At 43.1% G+C, this 15994-nt stretch carries 19 protein-coding genes; 7 read left to right on the top strand and 12 right to left on the bottom strand.

Annotated elements, in window-relative coordinates; all coding sequences use genetic code 11:
* Positions 1 to 82 precede the first annotated feature (82 nt).
* Entirely contained in the window at positions 83 to 580 is a 498-nt protein-coding gene (locus tag A5N84_RS05040; protein WP_072281496.1) for a disulfide bond formation protein B, read from the bottom strand.
* 200 nt (positions 581 to 780) lie between these two features.
* Between A5N84_RS05040 and A5N84_RS05035 the strand changes: the two genes are divergently transcribed.
* Entirely contained in the window at positions 781 to 1155 is a 375-nt protein-coding gene (locus tag A5N84_RS05035) for a YqcC family protein (protein ID WP_078055581.1), read from the top strand.
* Here the strand turns inward: A5N84_RS05035 and A5N84_RS05030 are convergent.
* From A5N84_RS05030 to A5N84_RS04990, 9 genes are all read right to left on the bottom strand, one after another.
* Positions 1152 to 1553, bottom strand: coding sequence for an MliC family protein (locus A5N84_RS05030; protein ID WP_072281495.1), 402 nt, complete (start codon positions 1551 to 1553; stop codon positions 1152 to 1154). The genes A5N84_RS05035 and A5N84_RS05030 overlap by 4 nt on opposite strands.
* Positions 1554 to 1570: 17 nt before the next feature.
* Positions 1571 to 3454, bottom strand: coding sequence for a lytic transglycosylase domain-containing protein (locus tag A5N84_RS05025; protein ID WP_072281494.1), 1884 nt, complete (start codon positions 3452 to 3454; stop codon positions 1571 to 1573).
* 8 nt (positions 3455 to 3462) lie between these two features.
* Positions 3463 to 4164, bottom strand: coding sequence for a lytic transglycosylase domain-containing protein (locus A5N84_RS12655; protein WP_072281493.1), 702 nt, complete (start codon positions 4162 to 4164; stop codon positions 3463 to 3465).
* On the bottom strand, positions 4161 to 5090 hold the full coding sequence (locus A5N84_RS05015) for a lytic transglycosylase domain-containing protein (protein WP_072281492.1): 930 nt from the start codon (positions 5088 to 5090) through the stop codon (positions 4161 to 4163). The genes A5N84_RS12655 and A5N84_RS05015 overlap by 4 nt, the downstream gene beginning before the upstream one ends.
* A gap of 222 nt (positions 5091 to 5312) precedes the next feature.
* On the bottom strand, positions 5313 to 5600 hold the full coding sequence (locus A5N84_RS05010; protein ID WP_143324833.1) for a hypothetical protein: 288 nt from the start codon (positions 5598 to 5600) through the stop codon (positions 5313 to 5315).
* A gap of 56 nt (positions 5601 to 5656) precedes the next feature.
* Positions 5657 to 5788, bottom strand: coding sequence for a GYF domain-containing protein (locus A5N84_RS05005; protein WP_078055580.1), 132 nt, complete (start codon positions 5786 to 5788; stop codon positions 5657 to 5659).
* A gap of 70 nt (positions 5789 to 5858) precedes the next feature.
* Complete coding sequence (locus A5N84_RS05000) at positions 5859 to 6566, bottom strand: SPFH domain-containing protein (RefSeq protein ID WP_072281490.1); 708 nt, start codon at positions 6564 to 6566, stop codon at positions 5859 to 5861.
* A gap of 20 nt (positions 6567 to 6586) precedes the next feature.
* Positions 6587 to 7708, bottom strand: coding sequence for a toxic anion resistance protein (locus A5N84_RS04995; RefSeq protein WP_078055579.1), 1122 nt, complete (start codon positions 7706 to 7708; stop codon positions 6587 to 6589).
* A complete protein-coding gene (locus A5N84_RS04990) occupies positions 7695 to 8495 on the bottom strand; it encodes a 5-bromo-4-chloroindolyl phosphate hydrolysis family protein (RefSeq protein ID WP_158008644.1) in 801 nt (266 codons plus the stop codon). Before A5N84_RS04990 ends, A5N84_RS04995 begins: the two co-directional genes overlap by 14 nt.
* 416 nt (positions 8496 to 8911) lie before the next feature.
* On the opposite strand from A5N84_RS04990, the gene A5N84_RS04985 reads away from it, so the two are divergent.
* The gene (locus tag A5N84_RS04985) at positions 8912 to 10576 is read left to right on the top strand and encodes a phospho-sugar mutase (protein WP_072281488.1); all 1665 of its coding nucleotides are present in this window, start codon (positions 8912 to 8914) and stop codon (positions 10574 to 10576) included.
* Positions 10577 to 10592: 16 nt separating this feature from the next.
* The gene (locus tag A5N84_RS04980; protein WP_072281487.1) at positions 10593 to 11573 is read left to right on the top strand and encodes a 2-hydroxyacid dehydrogenase; all 981 of its coding nucleotides are present in this window, start codon (positions 10593 to 10595) and stop codon (positions 11571 to 11573) included.
* Here the strand turns inward: A5N84_RS04980 and xerD are convergent.
* Positions 11570 to 12466: a site-specific tyrosine recombinase XerD gene (xerD, locus tag A5N84_RS04975; RefSeq protein WP_072281486.1), complete on the bottom strand. Its 897-nt coding sequence runs from the start codon at positions 12464 to 12466 to the stop codon at positions 11570 to 11572. The genes A5N84_RS04980 and xerD overlap by 4 nt on opposite strands.
* Before the next feature lie 97 nt (positions 12467 to 12563).
* On the opposite strand from xerD, the gene A5N84_RS04970 reads away from it, so the two are divergent.
* From A5N84_RS04970 to mutM, 4 genes are read left to right on the top strand one after another with little or no spacing between them, the layout of a single operon-like run.
* A complete protein-coding gene (locus A5N84_RS04970) occupies positions 12564 to 13820 on the top strand; it encodes a Gldg family protein (protein WP_072281485.1) in 1257 nt (418 codons plus the stop codon).
* Positions 13811 to 14272 (top strand): hypothetical protein, encoded by a 462-nt coding sequence (locus tag A5N84_RS04965; RefSeq protein ID WP_072281484.1) that lies wholly within the window; start codon positions 13811 to 13813, stop codon positions 14270 to 14272. Before A5N84_RS04970 ends, A5N84_RS04965 begins: the two co-directional genes overlap by 10 nt.
* Positions 14273 to 14275: 3 nt before the next feature.
* Entirely contained in the window at positions 14276 to 14425 is a 150-nt protein-coding gene (locus tag A5N84_RS13390) for a DNA-formamidopyrimidine glycosylase family protein (protein ID WP_408633837.1), read from the top strand.
* On the top strand, positions 14368 to 15096 hold the full coding sequence (gene mutM, locus A5N84_RS04960; RefSeq protein WP_198923791.1) for a bifunctional DNA-formamidopyrimidine glycosylase/DNA-(apurinic or apyrimidinic site) lyase: 729 nt from the start codon (positions 14368 to 14370) through the stop codon (positions 15094 to 15096). Before A5N84_RS13390 ends, mutM begins: the two co-directional genes overlap by 58 nt.
* A 108-nt stretch (positions 15097 to 15204) precedes the next feature.
* Here mutM and A5N84_RS04955 read toward each other — a convergent pair whose 3' ends face one another.
* Entirely contained in the window at positions 15205 to 15912 is a 708-nt protein-coding gene (locus A5N84_RS04955; RefSeq protein WP_143324832.1) for an ACP-like domain-containing protein, read from the bottom strand.
* Positions 15913 to 15994: the final 82 nt, after the last annotated feature.

The following is a 15994-nucleotide window of genomic DNA, read 5'->3' as shown; positions in this document are numbered from 1 at the left end:
GTTGGTTGGTTGGTTGGTTGGTTGGTTGGTTGGTTGGTATCATAATTTATCCTTTTGAAATGTCAAGTGTTTTTTGGTTTTTTTAGTTGTTTTTTGGTCGTTGAGTGAAGATGGCGACAAAGAGGAGCAGGAGGTAGATTATCATTGACCATAGGGGGATGGTGAGTCCGAGCCAGTCGTCTTTGGTGGCGCAATCGCCACTTCCTTGCATGGCTTGCCATAGGGCGGAGAGTGTGGAGTTTTGTGCCATTAGCCCATAAAAATCTAATCCACACGCTGGGACTTGGTCGGCTGGGAGGCTTTGGATATAAAGATGGCGCGAGGCAAGGAGGATGCCAAAGAAGATGCTGAAGTATTTGAGTAGCTTCATTATAAATTGTACGCTGGGGCGCTTTGACCAGAGGATTGCCTCTAAAATGAAGGCGCTACCGATAAGCGCGAAAGCTAGGCGTTGCATCATGCAGAGGGAGCAGGGGGCAAGGTAGAGGGTGTTTTCTAGATAGAAATAAGCAAAGGCGATGAGTAGCCAGCAAAAAAAACCAGCACTAAGAAGGATGAGGCGGTGTTGGGTTGCGCTCATGATGCGTTTCCTTGAAAAAATAAGCGCGTAGTCTAGCAAATTTTTTTTGTAGGCGGTTTATGTTGTTTTGTTTTTATTTAGGTTTATCTTTTATGGTGGCTGGTTTGTTAGAATTTGGCGTTTTCTGCTTATTTTGGTTTTGCTTGTGGTTTTTGTATTTGCTATGCGTGATGAATGTTTTAATTTTATAAGGAGTTTTTATGCGAGCATCGGTTTTAGATATGCAGTTGGCTTTATCTTTATTAGAGCGCTCTATGCGAGCGGTGGGCTGGTGGGAGGAGGTGCCGCCTTCTAGGGAAGCGCTTAATAGTGTGCAGCCGTTTTGTGTGGATTATTTGACGTTTTCTCAGTGGTTGCAGTGGGTTTATATTCCTAAGATGCAGGCGTATATGGCTGCTCATGGGGCGTTGCCACCTAATAGTGATTTATCTTCGATTGCTGAGGAGGCGTGGCGGGGATGTGGGGGTCAAGCGCAACGTTTGTTAAAGATTGTGGGGGTGTTGGATGATTTTTGTAATCAGCGTGCGGTGGCGGAGGGGTTGTGTTTTTTAAAGGCCGATGAGGTACATCATTAGGAAATGGGGTGGCAGCCGCCGTGATAGACGAGATCGCTAAGGGGTTTGGCGATAACGGCGCTTTCTCCGTCGCTATAAAAGGCAATTTGGCTATTTTCGTAGATGGCTGGAAGGCGGCTGGGGCGTTGGCTGAGGAGGTGGGTTTTGCCTTGATAATTGAGGCTTAGCTGGGTTTTTTGGGGGTCAAGATATTGGGTTTGGATGTTAAGGTTTTGCGCGCAATGCCACTGGGTGGGGTGTTGATGGCTAATAGGGAGGTTGGCGCTGGGAAGTGCTTGTGAAATGATGTTGGTGGGATTGGGAGTTGGGGTTTGGATTGGGGTATTGTCTATGCTGGGGTTGTTGGTGCCACAGGCGACTAGGATGAGGGATAGGAGGATGAGTAGGCGGCGCTTCATAGGGTGCTTCCTTAAATTTAGTAGGGTTGGATTGCCTGTTGGTTGAAGGGTTTTTGCGGTATCCCTAGGCGGTATTCATAGATTTTTTGATATTCAAGAACGCGTTTGACATAGTCGCGCGTTTCGCTAAATGGGATTTGAGCTATCCATTCATCTAGTGGGAGGTTGGGATATTCTGCAAGCCAGCGGTTGACACGCTGTGGCCCAGCATTGTAGGCGGCGGCGGCGTAGGCGAGGTGTCCGTATTGTTTGAGGCGGTCTGCTAGGTATTGACTGCCAATTTGTAGATTGGTGTTGATGTCGGTGAGTTGTTGGGTGCCTTGGTAGGGGATGTTGTGGCGTTTGGCGGTATCGCGCGCGGTGGCGGGCATGACTTGCATGAGTCCTAAGGCGCCAGCGTGGGATTTGATGTCAGGTTGGAAGATGCTTTCTTTTCGTATGATGGCATAAATGGTGGCGGGTGAGAGTTGATGGTGTTGGGCAAGTTTTAGGATGATGTCTTGATAGGGGGTGGGGAAGCGGATGTTTAGGGCGTCCCAATATTTGAGTTGGGTAAGCGTGGTGATGGCTTGAAGGGGGAGGGGTTGGTGGATAAATAGGGCGGCTTGTTTGAGTTGTTCATCGTCCATGCCTTTGATGAGGCTTTTATATTCTTGTGTGGCGCGGGTTTTGTTGCCGAGGTTGAGCCAGACTTGTAGGCGGTAGGCTTCGGGACGTGAGAGGATTTCTTGATAAAGGCTTGGGTTTTCTATAATGGATTTGTCGTTCATTTGATAGGGTTGCCCGAGTTTTTCTGCTGCTAGGAAGCCAAAGAGGTCGCGCTGGGTTGCGGCTTTTTGATAGTAGTGGATGGCTTGTTGTGTTTGGTTGAGTTTTTCATGTGCTTTCCCAAGCCAGTAGTTGATTTCTGCTTTTTCTAAATCTTGGGTGCTTAGGTAGCTTAGGCTGCTGGTGAGGGTGTGCCATTGTTGTTGGCGCTGAAGATAGGCGATGAGGTCGTAGATGGTGTTGTTGTCGTGCTGGTCTTTGGGGATGGTGCGCCAAAGGATTAGGCTGCGTGGGTCATTTTGGCGGGCGAGGGTGCGGGTTAGGGGGTTGAGGGCGCGGGCTTTGTCTTCGTCGTTTGTCCAGAGGTTTTGTCGTAGCGCTTCTAGGGTGTTTAGGTAGGCTTCTTCGGTTTGTTCACTGGCTTGTTTTTGTAGTTGTAGGGCAAGAAGGGCGCTGCGCAATTGGGGGTGATTGATGGCGAGCGCTTGGGTGGGGGAGGTTTGACGGCGTAAGATGGCAAGTGCGGTTTGGCTGTCATTTTCGAGGGATTTTGGGAGATGCTGTGCGAGGTAGGTCGCTAGGCGGTCGTTGTTGGTTTGTATGGCGCGGATGAGGCGTTCGAGGATTTGGGTTTGATTGATGTGGTTTTGTGCAATGAGGGGGTTAAATAGAGGTTGGCAGGCGGGTTCGCTGGGGTCGGTGCCATCCCAAAGTTTTGTTAAATTGGCATAAGCTTTGCTGGGTTGATTTTGCTGTATGAGCGCTAGGCGGTATTGGCATTCGATGCTGTCATCTGCAAATTCTGGATGATAGGCTTGAATGATGGCGTTGTTTTGCCCTGTTTGTAACCAATGAGGGAAGGCGTGTTCAGCAAGCCAGCCTGAAAAGGGGGCGTTGGGGTATTGGTTGAGTAACTGGACGATGTCGGCTGTCTGGGTGGTGCTGAGGTTGTTTCTATAGGCGCGATATTGTAAGTAGGGATATAGGGGATGCCCTTTGAGGTGGCTGTAATCACTAAGGTTTGCGCCTTGTTTAATGGCTTCTTCGGCTTGTAAAAGGTTGTTGGTTTGGGCAGTTGCAAGATGAATGATTAGGGCTACAAGTAGGGGGAGTCGACGATAGAGTGTTTTCATGGAGTTTCCTATTGTATGTGGGGTTGCCAATCGCTTTGATAGTGTTTGAGGTAGGTGTTGACGCGTTGGACGTATTGTTGGGTTTCGCGATAGGGTGGGATGGTGTGGTTGTATTTGATAACGGCGTTAGGCCCTGCATTGTAGGCAGCTAGCGCTAGGTTGATGTTGTCATTAAAGCGTTGAAGTTGTTGTTTAAGGTAGCGTATGCCACCCTCTAGGTTGGCTTGGCTGTTGAAGCTGTCGATGACGTTTAAAGATTGCGCGGTGCTGGGCATGAGTTGCATGAGTCCAACTGCGCCTTTATTGGAGACGACGTCGCTTCGGTAGGCAGATTCTACGCTTATCACGGCATGGATGAGCGCTGGGTCGAGGTCGTATTGTTTGGCAAGGCGATTGATGTCGTTTTTATGTTGGTTTTGGCGCATTTTGAATGAACCGCTTGGCTCGCTGATTCGATTGGGGACGGTGCTGGGGGTTTTGAGGGTGCAATGATGGTTGTAGGTTTTGGTGATGCCGTTTTGTGTGATGCTGGCTTGGCAGTAGGTGGTGCTGGTGGTGGAGATGGAGGGGGTGGCGCTATATTTTTGTGCATAGTTGCACGGGATGGGGTGCTCAATGCCGTCTTTGGTGATGCTGCCGCAGGTCTTTGCGCGCACTGTGGTGCTAAGGCTTATGAATATTAGGGCGCAGATGGGGAATAAGATGTTCATAGTCCGATTTCTTTAGGGTTGTCGTGATAGCGACGATAGTATTGCAGAACTTTAGGAACGTAGGCGCGGGTTTCGATAAAGGGTGGGATTTTATAGCCGTATTTGCGGACGTTGCCTTCACCAGCGTTATACCCTGCAATGGCAAGTTCGAGATTGCCATTAAATTCGTTTAGTAGCCATTTAAGGTAGGTTGCGCCTCCGCGAATGTTCTCTCCTGTATGGTAGGGGTCGCTAACGCCAAAGCGTTTGGCGGTGGCGGGCATGAGTTGCATGAGTCCTTGTGCGCCAGCGTGAGAGAGTGCATTGCTTTTGTATGCTGATTCTGCGGAGATGACGGCGTGGACGAGGTAAGGGTCGATGCCGACTCTGGCAGAAATTTCGTTAATTTGTGCGGCAAGGGTTTGTTGGCGTTGTTTAAATGCGCCACTAACATTAATCGATAAGCTTCGCTCAACAGCTGCTGCGATACGCTGGGCTTCTATTTTAAAAGCTGCGGGGCATTCTTTGGTTGGTTCTAGGTGAAGCGTTCGTCCGTTTTCGGCGATGATTGTGCCGCCACAACTGCCTCCTCCTGAAAAATAATCAAGATTATGCGCAGCGATGATGGCTTGTTGTTCGCCTAGGCGGACGCTGCCGCCTGTGCTGCCACGCGCATAGTCAAAGGAGCGAGTGGCGCAGTTATAGGTTTTGCTTTCGCCATTAAAAACAATACTACCTGCGCCACTACAATTGAGCGCTGCTCCAGAGGAACTGGGTGGGGTGCGTACGCCTTGGGCGGCAAGCTCTGTAAGCGTTGGTGGGTTTTCGCTGCTGTGTTTAAGTTGGGCTTTAACATCTGAAAAAGAGCGTGAAAAGAAGGTGCAGTGTTTGTAGTGTTGGCGTGCATCTTCACTGACGAAACTGGGGCGCCTGTGTTGTCGTAGCATTTGTAGATGTCTTTTGGTGGGCTGTCTAAGGTGGTAATTTGCGCTTGGGTTATTGGTTGTGATTTTGTATTGGATTTTGGGAGGGCGGTTGATTGTGCAGTTTGAGAGGTGCTTTCGCCCCCTTTTTTTCCAAAAGAAATGCAATGCGGACTTGGCGGATTGTTGCTCTCAATAATGGAGGATTCTCCGTTAGGATTCGGGCATAAATAGATGTTGCTGGCGTTAGATTGTGAAGGGGATTGGGAGGTAGGAGGGATAGGGGGTGGGGTTAATGGTATTAAAAAGCGGTGTGCTAGGGGATTGTGGCGCGGGTGTAAGCATTAGGCGGGTGGGGGCGGTGTGTTGTGTATTGGATGGGGTTGCCGCGGTATTTTGGCTTAATATGCCTTTCTCGTAGGGTCGACAGTTGCTGTTGGCTTGCGCTTTGGTGACGATATTGGTCATGCCGTCGTTGCTGGTACAGACGTAAAGCCCTTTGGTGGCATCATTTTGACTGTGCGCGCTTGACATAAAACTTAACGCAATAAGAGCGCTAAGGAGAAATGAAAAGGAGGTGTTAACGTGCATTATTGACTGATTTGGTGCCAGTTAAAAGTTTTAAACTGTTCGGCTCTCTGCCATGAACCTGAGCCTTTTTTCCATAAAAGGTCATGGCGTTTGAGTTGCCCGTCGTTGATGAGTTGTTGTACCTCAATCATGCTTAAAGGCCTATTTGTTGCCCTTTATCAACGCGATAGTAAATTTTAGGCGCTTGGTCTATAGGTGGGATTAAAGGGCTGGGCGCAACGTTGGGACTAGGCGTTTTTTATCGGGAATGACTTGAGAGATTTGAGTATTGTGTTGGTTATTTTCTTCATGTATAGAAGAACTTTTTAGATGCACTGTTCTTAGAATAAGTCCGCGCTCAAATAAAATGGGATTAGCTGCATCGGTTAAAAATTGCTCAAAGCGCTGATGGTGTTGATTGATATCTTCACTGGTAATGCTTTGTGATTGGATGATTTCTTTTAATATTAACTCGATCCACTGTTTAATATTATCAGTGGTAGGTGCGATATTGTTTTGCACAAAACTGTGAAGTAGTTGTTTAGGGTTATCAATAGCAAGGGTGTAATGCCCTTTTAGGGGCAGTGCGTGTTGAGAATCTTTTAGGGTAATGCTTACAGACCAATCTAATGTAGTAGGGGGCGCTATTTTTAAGATGAGTAGACGAACTTTTGCATATTTACCAAGAAATGTTGCATCGTGCTCTTTGAGCGTATATTCACCAGTCGTGTAGATTATGCCCATATCAAAAGGTGGGATATCTTTTATCAGCACAGCGGTTTGTCCTGCATGTACGATTAGGCGACTACCGCCACTAGGCGTTATCGGCTCACTGAGAACGCAAATCTCTTGTTCGCCTAAAGTAAAAGCGTAGGGCGTTGTGGTTGTAACATGGCTAAAAATTTGTTGGAATTTCTTAAAAATATTCATGGCAGTGAGAATTAATAGGATTATTTGCTGGCTGATTTAAGGGTTTCTTTAAGTTGATTTTCAGCTTGTTGCAGGCGTTTAGTAGCATCTTCGCGGTGTTGGCGTCCTTTTTCATGGATGGCGATACTTTCTTCAATGGTTTCAATTAGCGTTTGGTTGGCTTTTTCGATGGATTCAATATCAAAAATACCACGCTGGAGTTGTTCACGACTCTCTCGATTGGCGATTTTCAATGTTTCAGCGTTGCTGGTTAGGAGTTCATTGGTTAAATCTGCGCTGTGTTTAAGCGCTTGCGCGGCCTCACCGGAGCGATAGATGGCGATAGATTGCGCAAGCTGTTGTCGCCATAGCGGAACGGTGTTAATGAGAGTGCTATTAATTTTATTAACAAGCCCTTTATCATTTTCTTGCACAAGACGAATACTTGGCAGTGCTTGCATGGCAACTTGGCGGGTGAGTTGTAGGTCGTGAAGGCGATGACTGAGTTCGTCGCGTTGCATTTGCCGGTCGCGCAATTTTTGCGCTTCTTGTAAATCGCCTTGCTCAGCCCGTTGGCGTAAAGCTGGAAGGGTGTGCGTGTCAGTATGATTTAGAACTTGCTGAGCTGCTTCGATGTGATGCTCAAGTTCATAATAATATTCAAGATTGGCATCATAGAGTTTATCAAGAGATTTTATATCAATAAGCAGTGCTTGTTTGCGCGCTTCAAGTTCATTGGTAATGCGGTCAAGTTGTTGACTCACGCTATCAAATCGTTGTAGAAAATTTTCAATGGGTTTGGCTTTTAAAGTTATTTTGTCCCAAAAGCTGGGTTTGCGTTGCGCGACAAGCTCTTGTCCTTTAAAACCGCGCAAAAGAGAGACCATTTCATTAAGCAAATCTCCTGATTTGCCAAGGTCTTTTCGGCTAACATTAACTAACATGCTATCTGCTATATTGGTAAGCTGTTTTTGCGCTTGAGCACCAAAATTTAAAATGCTTTGAGTATTATTTAAATCAATGGTCGAAATAATTTGCCGCACATGCGCCATATCGAGACTACGCTCACTATTTTCATTAATTTGACTGGCATTATTTAACAAAGATTCAATCGATTGATTTTGTTCAGATAAATAAGAACCGTTGGAGTTATTTTTGCTCATTTGATGTATTAGTATTGTTAGCGGATTTAAGTTGTTCACGCAAAACCTGCATGCGAACATCAAGCTGAACTTGATGCGCATTGGTTAAGCTAATTTGTTGTTCTTGAAAAGATAATAGCATTTGTTCTGCTAGTGTTTCAAAGCTTTGTCGTTGTGCCTGCTCAGGTTGATTTAGCGCAAGCTGGGCAACGTAACGACTAGAAATATCGCGCAATTGCTCTAAATAAACAATAAAAAACGTTCTAGCTTGACGAACTTTTTCGCTATCTTTATGAATTATACTAATAATATTGCGCGCTTTTCTAGCAATAAGCTGTAATTTATTGCTCAAAGTATTATGGCTAGGGTATTGGTGTAGATAGCGAGCGTGGTCTTCTAATTGTTCGATATTTTTGTAGGCGCTCTCTATCATCTCCCGCAAGACAGGATTTAAATGCGTGCTAGGAGATTTTTCAATATCGGCATAATCGCTTAAAGGTTTATCTGCAGCAATATAGCGCAAATAATAGCCCAATCCTGCCAGCGCGCTTGAAATGAGCGCCACCATAGGCGGACGCCTTAATATAAAAGCAATTAATATAAATGCGCCCAAGGCTATAAAACCAAGCGCATGCTTGCGATGGTCAAGGGGTGAAAAAGCTTTACCTGTCTTAAGATATTGCTGTTGGCAGTCTTTAAAATAGCGTTGCGTGAGGACAGCGCTGTAAGAAAGGGGTACTATCGTTGCAATCAGCGCGATGAGCTTTGCAGGACGTCCTTGAATCAGTGCAATGGGTAAACTAATCAATAGGGGAGCTTGCAAGAGGTATAAGCTTAACCCTCGCATCCCAAGTATTGAGGCTTTAAAACGGCGATAGAACTTATCAAACATGGCGCTTATACAAACAGACTCGCACAGGCTGGGATAAAAATAATCCCAAACAACAACAGCCAACCAAAAATTTTAATCCCAGCACCCATATTTTCTCCTATCGTTGAACTTGCACAGTCTAACACAAAAGCTCAGGAAGCTTAGAAGCTCTACTTGGTTTATATTATATTACGCTATTTAACATAATATACATTCTGCGAAATACAGCTAAATTAAGATTTTTTTTAATAAAAATTTTTAATTTATTATTTTTAAAGTTTGATTAGGGTTTTATTGCGCGGACTAATGATAAAAGCCATAATGCACTCAATCGTAATAGCTGGAGAAATAAGATGACTGATAACCGTCTGACAGATTTTAAGGTGATTTTAGAAAAGGCAAAGCAATGGCTTGCTCAAGATCCTGACGCGCAAACAAAAACACTTTTAGCAGATTTTATTCAACGCGCTGAACAAGGTGATGATACAGCTAAAGCGTGGTTAGAACAGCAGTTTTCTGCTCGATTGCAGTTTGGTACGGCAGGATTAAGAGGACCTTTACTTCCAGGTCCTATGGGTATGAATCGTGTGTTGGTGGCGCAAACAGCAGCTGGTTTGGCGCGTTATTTGTTAAGCCAAAAGGATTCACCTTCGGTAGTTATTGGTTATGATGGGCGTAAAAATTCTGATGTCTTTGCTAGGGATAGCGCCGAAATTATGGCGGGTGCAGGAATCAAGACTTATTTTTTACCCCGTCTTTTGCCAACGCCTGTTTTGGCCTATGCTGTTCGTTATTTTGACACTTCTGCGGGTGTGATGGTTACTGCAAGTCATAATCCGCCAGAAGATAATGGATATAAGGTTTATTTGGGAGATGGCAATTTAGGGGCGCAGATTGTCTCACCTGCTGATAAAGAAATTGCTCAATATATTGATGCGGTGAGCGCTGAACAATCTATTGAGCATTTGCCACGTAGTCAAGATTATGAAATTTTAGACGATACGGTTGTTAAACAATATGTAGAGAAAACAGCCTCTCTTGGTAATCATGCTGGCAGTTTAAAATACGTCTATACTGCGATGCATGGTGTTGGCTATGAGACGCTGCTGGCAGTATTGGATAAAGCTAATTTGCCCCGCCCTATTGCGGTTAAAGAACAATGCGAACCTGATGGTCGTTTTCCAACGGTTAGTTTTCCAAATCCTGAAGAAAAAGGTGCTTTGGATTTAGCGATTGCTTTAGCTCAGGAAGAAAACGCTGAATTTATTCTTGCTAACGACCCAGATGCTGACCGTTTAGCTGTTGCTATAGCAGATGAAAATGGGCAGTGGCAAACACTTCATGGGAATACAATTGGAGCTTTGTTAGGCTGGTATCTTGTCGATAAAAATCAATATAATCAAAAAGATAATACGATAGCTTGTTCTTTGGTATCAAGTCCTGCGCTTAAAGCGATTGCTACACGCTACGGCTTGAATTTTGAGGAGACGCTCACTGGATTTAAATGGATTGGGCGCGTTCCTAATTTAGTCTATGGCTATGAGGAGGCATTAGGATACTTAGTTGATCCTGATAAGATTAAGGATAAAGACGGTATCTCAGCAGCGGTAGTGATATTGGATTTATTGTTAAAGCTAAAGCAAGAAGGCAAAACATTACTTGATTATAAAAATGATTTTGAAAAAGAGTTTGGTGCTTATGCCAGTGGTCAGGTTTCAATTCGCTTTGATGATGTGGAGCGCATTCCTGCTTTGATGAAAGCACTACGCGATAATCCTCCCAAACAATTTGATACTTTTAGAGTCGTTGAGTTAATAGACCATCAGAATACGGATAAAAAAAGCAATATTTTGGTGTTTTATCTAGAAGATGACTCAAGGATTATTGTGCGTCCTTCAGGCACTGAGCCTAAGGTTAAGTTTTATATTGATGCGAAGACTGCACAAGCCTCACAGGCGCAGGAAAAAATTCAGCTGTTTACTCAATCCTTGCAAAAAATTATCTCAGATTATCAGTAAATTAAAGGAGATAAAAATGGATATTTGTTTTTTTAGCAGTCAGCCCTATGATGTCAAGCACTTCGAAAAAGTTCGTAAAGAAATTGGATTTTCTGGTGAAATTAAATTTTTAAATCCGCAACTCAATGAGCAAGCTGCCCGTTTAGCGCAAGGCTGTGAGGTGGTTTGTGCTTTTGTTAATGATGATTTGGGCGCAAAAGTATTAGAACAGCTAAAAGAGCTTGGCGTAAAGTTAATTGCTATGCGCTGTGCAGGGTTTAATAATGTGGATTTGAAGGCGCTTGAGCGCTTAGGTCTTGAGCTTATAACTGTACCAAGTTATTCACCAGAATCTGTTGCAGAACATAGCATGGCGCTAATGTTGGCATTAAGTCGTAAAACGCACAAAGCTTATCAGCGCACACGTGATGCTAACTTTTCTTTAAATGGTTTGGTTGGTTTTTGTTTTTCAGGTAAGACGGTGGGTGTAATTGGTACTGGTAAAATTGGGCAGGCGATGATACGTATTTTGCAAGGATTTGGATGCAAAGTATTGGCATATGACCCCTATCCTAGTCAGGATGTTAAAGACATGGGCGTTGAATATATCTCGTTAGATGAACTTTATTCAGCAAGTGATATTGTGACGCTACATTGTCCTATGACGCCAGAAAATCATCATTTACTCAATGAGGAAAGTATAAAAAAACTTAAAGATGGTGTGATGGTGATTAATACCAGCCGTGGCGGATTAATTGATACACAAGCAGCAATTGAGGCGCTCAAAACTGGCAAAATTGGCTCACTTGGATTAGATGTGTATGAAAATGAGCAAGCATTATTTTTTGAAGATAAATCTGATGAGATTATCCAAGATGATATCTTCGGTCGTCTATCAGCATGTCATAATGTTATTTTTACAGGTCATCAGGCATTCTTAACTGAGGAAGCGCTTGATTCTATTGCCAAAACAACGCTAGAAAATATCCAAGCGTTTGCCGCTAAAGAAAGCGCTTAAGCGCGTGGATGGTGCGCTTGATAGAGTTTTTGCATTCTAGCTTGGGCAACGTGAGTATAAATTTGCGTCGTCGATAAATCGGCATGCCCTAAAAGCAGTTGCACGACTCTCAAGTCCGCGCCATTATTAACCAAGTGTGTGGCGAAGGCATGGCGTAAGGTATGAGGAGAGACTTCGCACTCAATTCCAATCAATTGAACATAATGTTTGATGCGATACCAAAACGTTTGCCTCGTCATTTTTTTGCCTCGCGTGCTTAAAAAAACCATTTCGCTCATTTTATGTTGCAATAAATTGGGACGCGCTATTTTTAAATAGCGTGTTATCCATGCCACCGCTTCTTCTCCCATTGGCACAAGGCGCTCTTTATTTCCTTTTCCCCAGATGCGCACCACGCCATCAGTTAACAGCAGAGCATCTAGTGGTAAGTTGACCAATTCTGATACCCGCAAACCGCTGGCATAGAGTAATTCCAGCATGGCTTTATCCCGCAAACCAATCGCATTATTTTTATAATCAGGAGCTTCAAGTAAATTCGCAACTTGCTCAGGTGAAAGCACCACGGGGAGACGGCGCGCCAATTTGCGCTGACCAAGCAAAGCTGTTGGATTATTCTCTCGCAGCCCTATTTTGCATTGATAATCATAGTATCGTTTAAGGGTTGTCTGCAGACGCATGAGCGTTGCTTGCGCTTTGTTTTGTTCACTTAAATGTGCAAAAAGCTGTTGTAAATCCTTAAGATTTGCCTCTTCTAATCTTATAGGCGCTAATTGTTTGGCGCTTAAGCACAAATCTCTGCGATACGCCTCAAGCGTTGCCGAGCTCAAACCATCTTCTGCCCAAAGATGATTAATAAAATTATCTATACTTTTTTGTTCTATAGTTTGGGACATAAATTCGTTACAATATTGGCTTTTTGATTATTTAGTTATGCATAAACGCCAAGCATACCATATCACCCTAATCCTACTAATAGTGTTCACATCGTTTATGGGGGCGTGGGTTTCTCTACATTGGCAACAGCAGTGGCGCTTAGGCACAACGACTGCTCTTAATCTTTCTGAGCAACAACAACAACGCTTAGCGCAAATATCCCCTCCTATTCTTTTGGAAGTCTTTACACGCCGTAATCCTAAATTGCAACGCAGTGTCATGGCGGTTGTACGCAGCATTAAGCCCTACCTCTCAAATCTTGAAGTGCATTGGGTTAATCCTGATACGCATCCTGACCTTGTACAACAAAAAGGAATTAGCCAAGAAGGGCAAGCGTATTTAAGCATTGGAGATACAGGGCAACGCCTAGCGGTTATTTCTCCCACCCATCTTATTGAAACCATACTCACGCTTACCAGCACACAACAAAGCTTTATCGGTTTTACTCAAGGTAGCGGTGAACGTGCGTTATTAAGCAACTTATCGGGCGCATGGATAAATTTTTACCATTATTTTAATCAATCGGGACAGTCTTTTGCTGTTATTGACCCTAATACTTTGATTAGTATCCCTGAAAATATTCATATTCTTATCGTTGCCGACCCTAAAACACTAAATACACACACCCAGACGCTATTAGAAAACTATCTAAATCAAGGCGGTAATCTAATTTATACCACCGACACCACCAACGCCTATCTTCCTGAGTTTATTAAAAATAAACTTAACATAACACTTTATACAGGCAAGATGATTGATGCTAATGCTAAAAATTTTGGTCTTGATAACCCACAAATGCAAGTCATTGAATTATTAGGCGACCACGATATTACGCGCACCCTCAAACAATCTCCACTTCTTGCTGGTGCAGTGGGTTTAAAGCTTAGCGAAACGCCCAGCGATTGGGATAATAGCGCCTTGTTATGGAGTTCTGAAAATAGTTGGAATGAACTAAATAACCGCACTCCCCCTTTTGAACTAAATACCGATGAAACACGAGGACCCATTGCGCTTGCTAGTATTTTTTCGCAAAAAAGCAAGCAAGGAAAACAATCTATTATTCTGATTGGGGATAGTGATTTATGGGCAGATGGCTACTTTAATACTGCAGGCAATCGTCAATTTGCAGAACAAATCTTAAATTATTTAGCGCCCAACGCTAGTTTAAACCAAATAAGTCCGCAAGAACTTCCTGACCAGTTCCTTCATGCAAGCGATGCGCACCTCATGCAATTAGCCGTTTTGTTATTATTTATCCTACCCCTAGGATTAATAATAATAGGCATCTGGTGGTGGAGGCGTGCATGGGTTTAATTCAAAAAATGCTACTTTTTTGGAGTGTTTTTTTAGTGTTTATCGTTATTGGTGAGAAACTACGCACAACCGAACAAGCACCTATTTTATTACCTATTAACACACCAATTACCAGCATTGAATTACCGCACAATCTAACGCTAACCCATCAAAATAATCACTGGCAAGCCAATCAACAACCTGCAAATCAACTTCGTATTCAAACACTATTAACACTTCTACAACAACCCTGCCAGCAACGCTATTCTCGCCACGAACTCTCTGCGCAACTTAGCGATAATAGCGCTCTGACATTTTTAATTAATGCGCAAGAATATACTATCGGTGCGCATCACCCTTTTAGCCAAACCAACTATATTTATTATCAAGAGGATGTTTATCTTTGCAGTGAAAAAATAAAATATTTTATCAATCAACCCATCGATTATTGGGTGGAGACAAAAGGAAAGTAAAATATGCCTGAATTACCAGAAGTTGAAACTACTCGCCAAGGGATTGCGCCAATTATAGGATTAACCATCACTGATATTTGGCAAAGCGCTCTACCTTGCGCCAACCACTCGCACCCAATCAAGCGCAACAACTTCATCAACAACAAATTTTAAACATCGTTCGCCGTGGAAAATATCTTCTTGCGCATACCAGCCATGACAGCCTAGATTTACTGATTCATCTTGGCATGTCTGGTAGCTTACGTCTTTGTGAAAAAAATACGCCATTTAAAAAACACGACCATACTAGTTTCACCTTTATCAATGGACAATGTTTGCGCTACCACGACCCGCGACGTTTTGGATTTATCACTACCGTTGCACGCAACCAAGCTATCACCGCCTTTTCGCATATGGGCGTTGAACCATTAGAGCAAAGTTTTAATGCTCATTATCTTTATGCGCGCGCGCAAAAAAGCAAAAGCGCCATTAAGAATTTGATTATGAACCAGAAAATAGTTGTTGGCGTTGGGAATATTTATGCAAATGAAGCGCTTTTCTTTAGCCGTATTCATCCTAATACTCCCGCGCAACAACTTACCCTGACGCAATGCGCGCAATTAGTGCAAACAATAAAAGATGTTCTTACCCAAGCAATCGCTGTAGGCGGAACCACTTTAAAAGATTTTGTTCATAGTGATGGCAGTACGGGTTATTTTCAACAAACGCTAAACGTCTACGGCAAAGAAGGCAAACCTTGCCCAAATTGCAATACTCAATCGATTATGAGCACAATTATTGGTGGACGAAATAGCTATTTTTGTCCTAATTGTCAGCCACTTTGATCTATCAACACTAAATAAAAAAAGAGCCTAGATAAAATCTAGACTCTTTTTAAAATTATTTTTGATTAAAAAATAACAAACAAATCAGTTAATTTGTGTCGTTTGTTTTTATTTGGCTACACAATTTTTAATTAATTGATTATTAGGTTTTGTAATGAGAACACTAGATTGATTTGCATTATCTAAGGTTATACCGCTACTGTCTAGGCGATAACCATTTTCACCTTCAAAAACACTCGTATAAGCGTTAGAATTTCCTAAATTAAGCTTCATTACCTGTATGGAAGAATTTAGGAAAGTCGTCGCTTCTGTAGGAAGACCTTCGCGGTTAAATCCAAATTTAACATCAAGATTAATATTATTATCGCATTTATAGTGAACAGTTTTCTCATTAACAGTCATCTGCTGCTCTAATAGATTGATATTTGAATGTTGTTTTTGTGTTTTTGTGCCAAAATTTTGTGCAGAACAGTTTTTATATAAAATTTTAGACGGTGAGGAAACCATAATGCTGGATTGATGATAATTTTCACTATCCATATAGTCACTACTAATTCTATAGCTATTATTTTTGCCAAAATTAGTCTCTACACTATCACTGCTATCAATAATGGGCAAAGTTCGTTGTTCGCCTTGCAAATTTACAACGGCTTTTTCAGGAATGCCCTGCATATTAAAGCTATACGTAACGTTGAGCATGCCACCAATTTGACAAGAATATTGCACAGTATCGCTAAAGGCATACCCTTGTGCGGAAGAGGTCATTGACGTAGAAGCAAGTGCTATGCTCATTGCAGTGAAAAGTATTTTTTTCATAATCCACCTATTTAAAAGATAAAAATAATCGTTTTTCATCCGATTCCATTTCACAAATGATTATAGAAGAATCAAGCAAAGG

The organism is Rappaport israeli, from assembly GCF_001888055.1.
Lineage (GTDB): Bacteria > Pseudomonadota > Gammaproteobacteria > Cardiobacteriales > Cardiobacteriaceae > Rappaport > Rappaport israeli.
This window is presented reverse-complemented; position numbering and strand designations above follow the sequence as displayed.

Excerpts from the sequence above, each read along its gene's own strand:
- A5N84_RS12655 (WP_072281493.1), bottom strand. The coding sequence starts at position 4,164 with ATGAACATCTTATTCCCCATCTGCGCCCTAATATTCATAAGCCTTAGC.
- A5N84_RS05000 (WP_072281490.1), bottom strand. The coding sequence starts at position 6,566 with ATGAATATTTTTAAGAAATTCCAACAAATTTTTAGCCATGTTACAACC.
- A5N84_RS05010 (WP_143324833.1), bottom strand. The coding sequence starts at position 5,600 with ATGTCAAGCGCGCACAGTCAAAATGATGCCACCAAAGGGCTTTACGTC.
- A5N84_RS05040 (WP_072281496.1), bottom strand. The coding sequence starts at position 580 with ATGAGCGCAACCCAACACCGCCTCATCCTTCTTAGTGCTGGTTTTTTT.
- A5N84_RS13390 (WP_408633837.1), top strand. The coding sequence starts at position 14,276 with ATGCCTGAATTACCAGAAGTTGAAACTACTCGCCAAGGGATTGCGCCA.
- xerD (WP_072281486.1), bottom strand. The coding sequence starts at position 12,466 with ATGTCCCAAACTATAGAACAAAAAAGTATAGATAATTTTATTAATCAT.
- A5N84_RS05025 (WP_072281494.1), bottom strand. The coding sequence starts at position 3,454 with ATGAAAACACTCTATCGTCGACTCCCCCTACTTGTAGCCCTAATCATT.
- A5N84_RS04965 (WP_072281484.1), top strand. The coding sequence starts at position 13,811 with ATGGGTTTAATTCAAAAAATGCTACTTTTTTGGAGTGTTTTTTTAGTG.
- A5N84_RS05005 (WP_078055580.1), bottom strand. The coding sequence starts at position 5,788 with ATGATTGAGGTACAACAACTCATCAACGACGGGCAACTCAAACGCCAT.
- A5N84_RS04980 (WP_072281487.1), top strand. The coding sequence starts at position 10,593 with ATGGATATTTGTTTTTTTAGCAGTCAGCCCTATGATGTCAAGCACTTC.
- A5N84_RS04955 (WP_143324832.1), bottom strand. The coding sequence starts at position 15,912 with ATGAAAAAAATACTTTTCACTGCAATGAGCATAGCACTTGCTTCTACG.
- A5N84_RS04995 (WP_078055579.1), bottom strand. The coding sequence starts at position 7,708 with ATGAGCAAAAATAACTCCAACGGTTCTTATTTATCTGAACAAAATCAA.
- A5N84_RS05030 (WP_072281495.1), bottom strand. The coding sequence starts at position 1,553 with ATGAAGCGCCGCCTACTCATCCTCCTATCCCTCATCCTAGTCGCCTGT.
- A5N84_RS04970 (WP_072281485.1), top strand. The coding sequence starts at position 12,564 with ATGGGGGCGTGGGTTTCTCTACATTGGCAACAGCAGTGGCGCTTAGGC.
- A5N84_RS05015 (WP_072281492.1), bottom strand. The coding sequence starts at position 5,090 with ATGCTACGACAACACAGGCGCCCCAGTTTCGTCAGTGAAGATGCACGC.
- A5N84_RS04985 (WP_072281488.1), top strand. The coding sequence starts at position 8,912 with ATGACTGATAACCGTCTGACAGATTTTAAGGTGATTTTAGAAAAGGCA.
- A5N84_RS05035 (WP_078055581.1), top strand. The coding sequence starts at position 781 with ATGCGAGCATCGGTTTTAGATATGCAGTTGGCTTTATCTTTATTAGAG.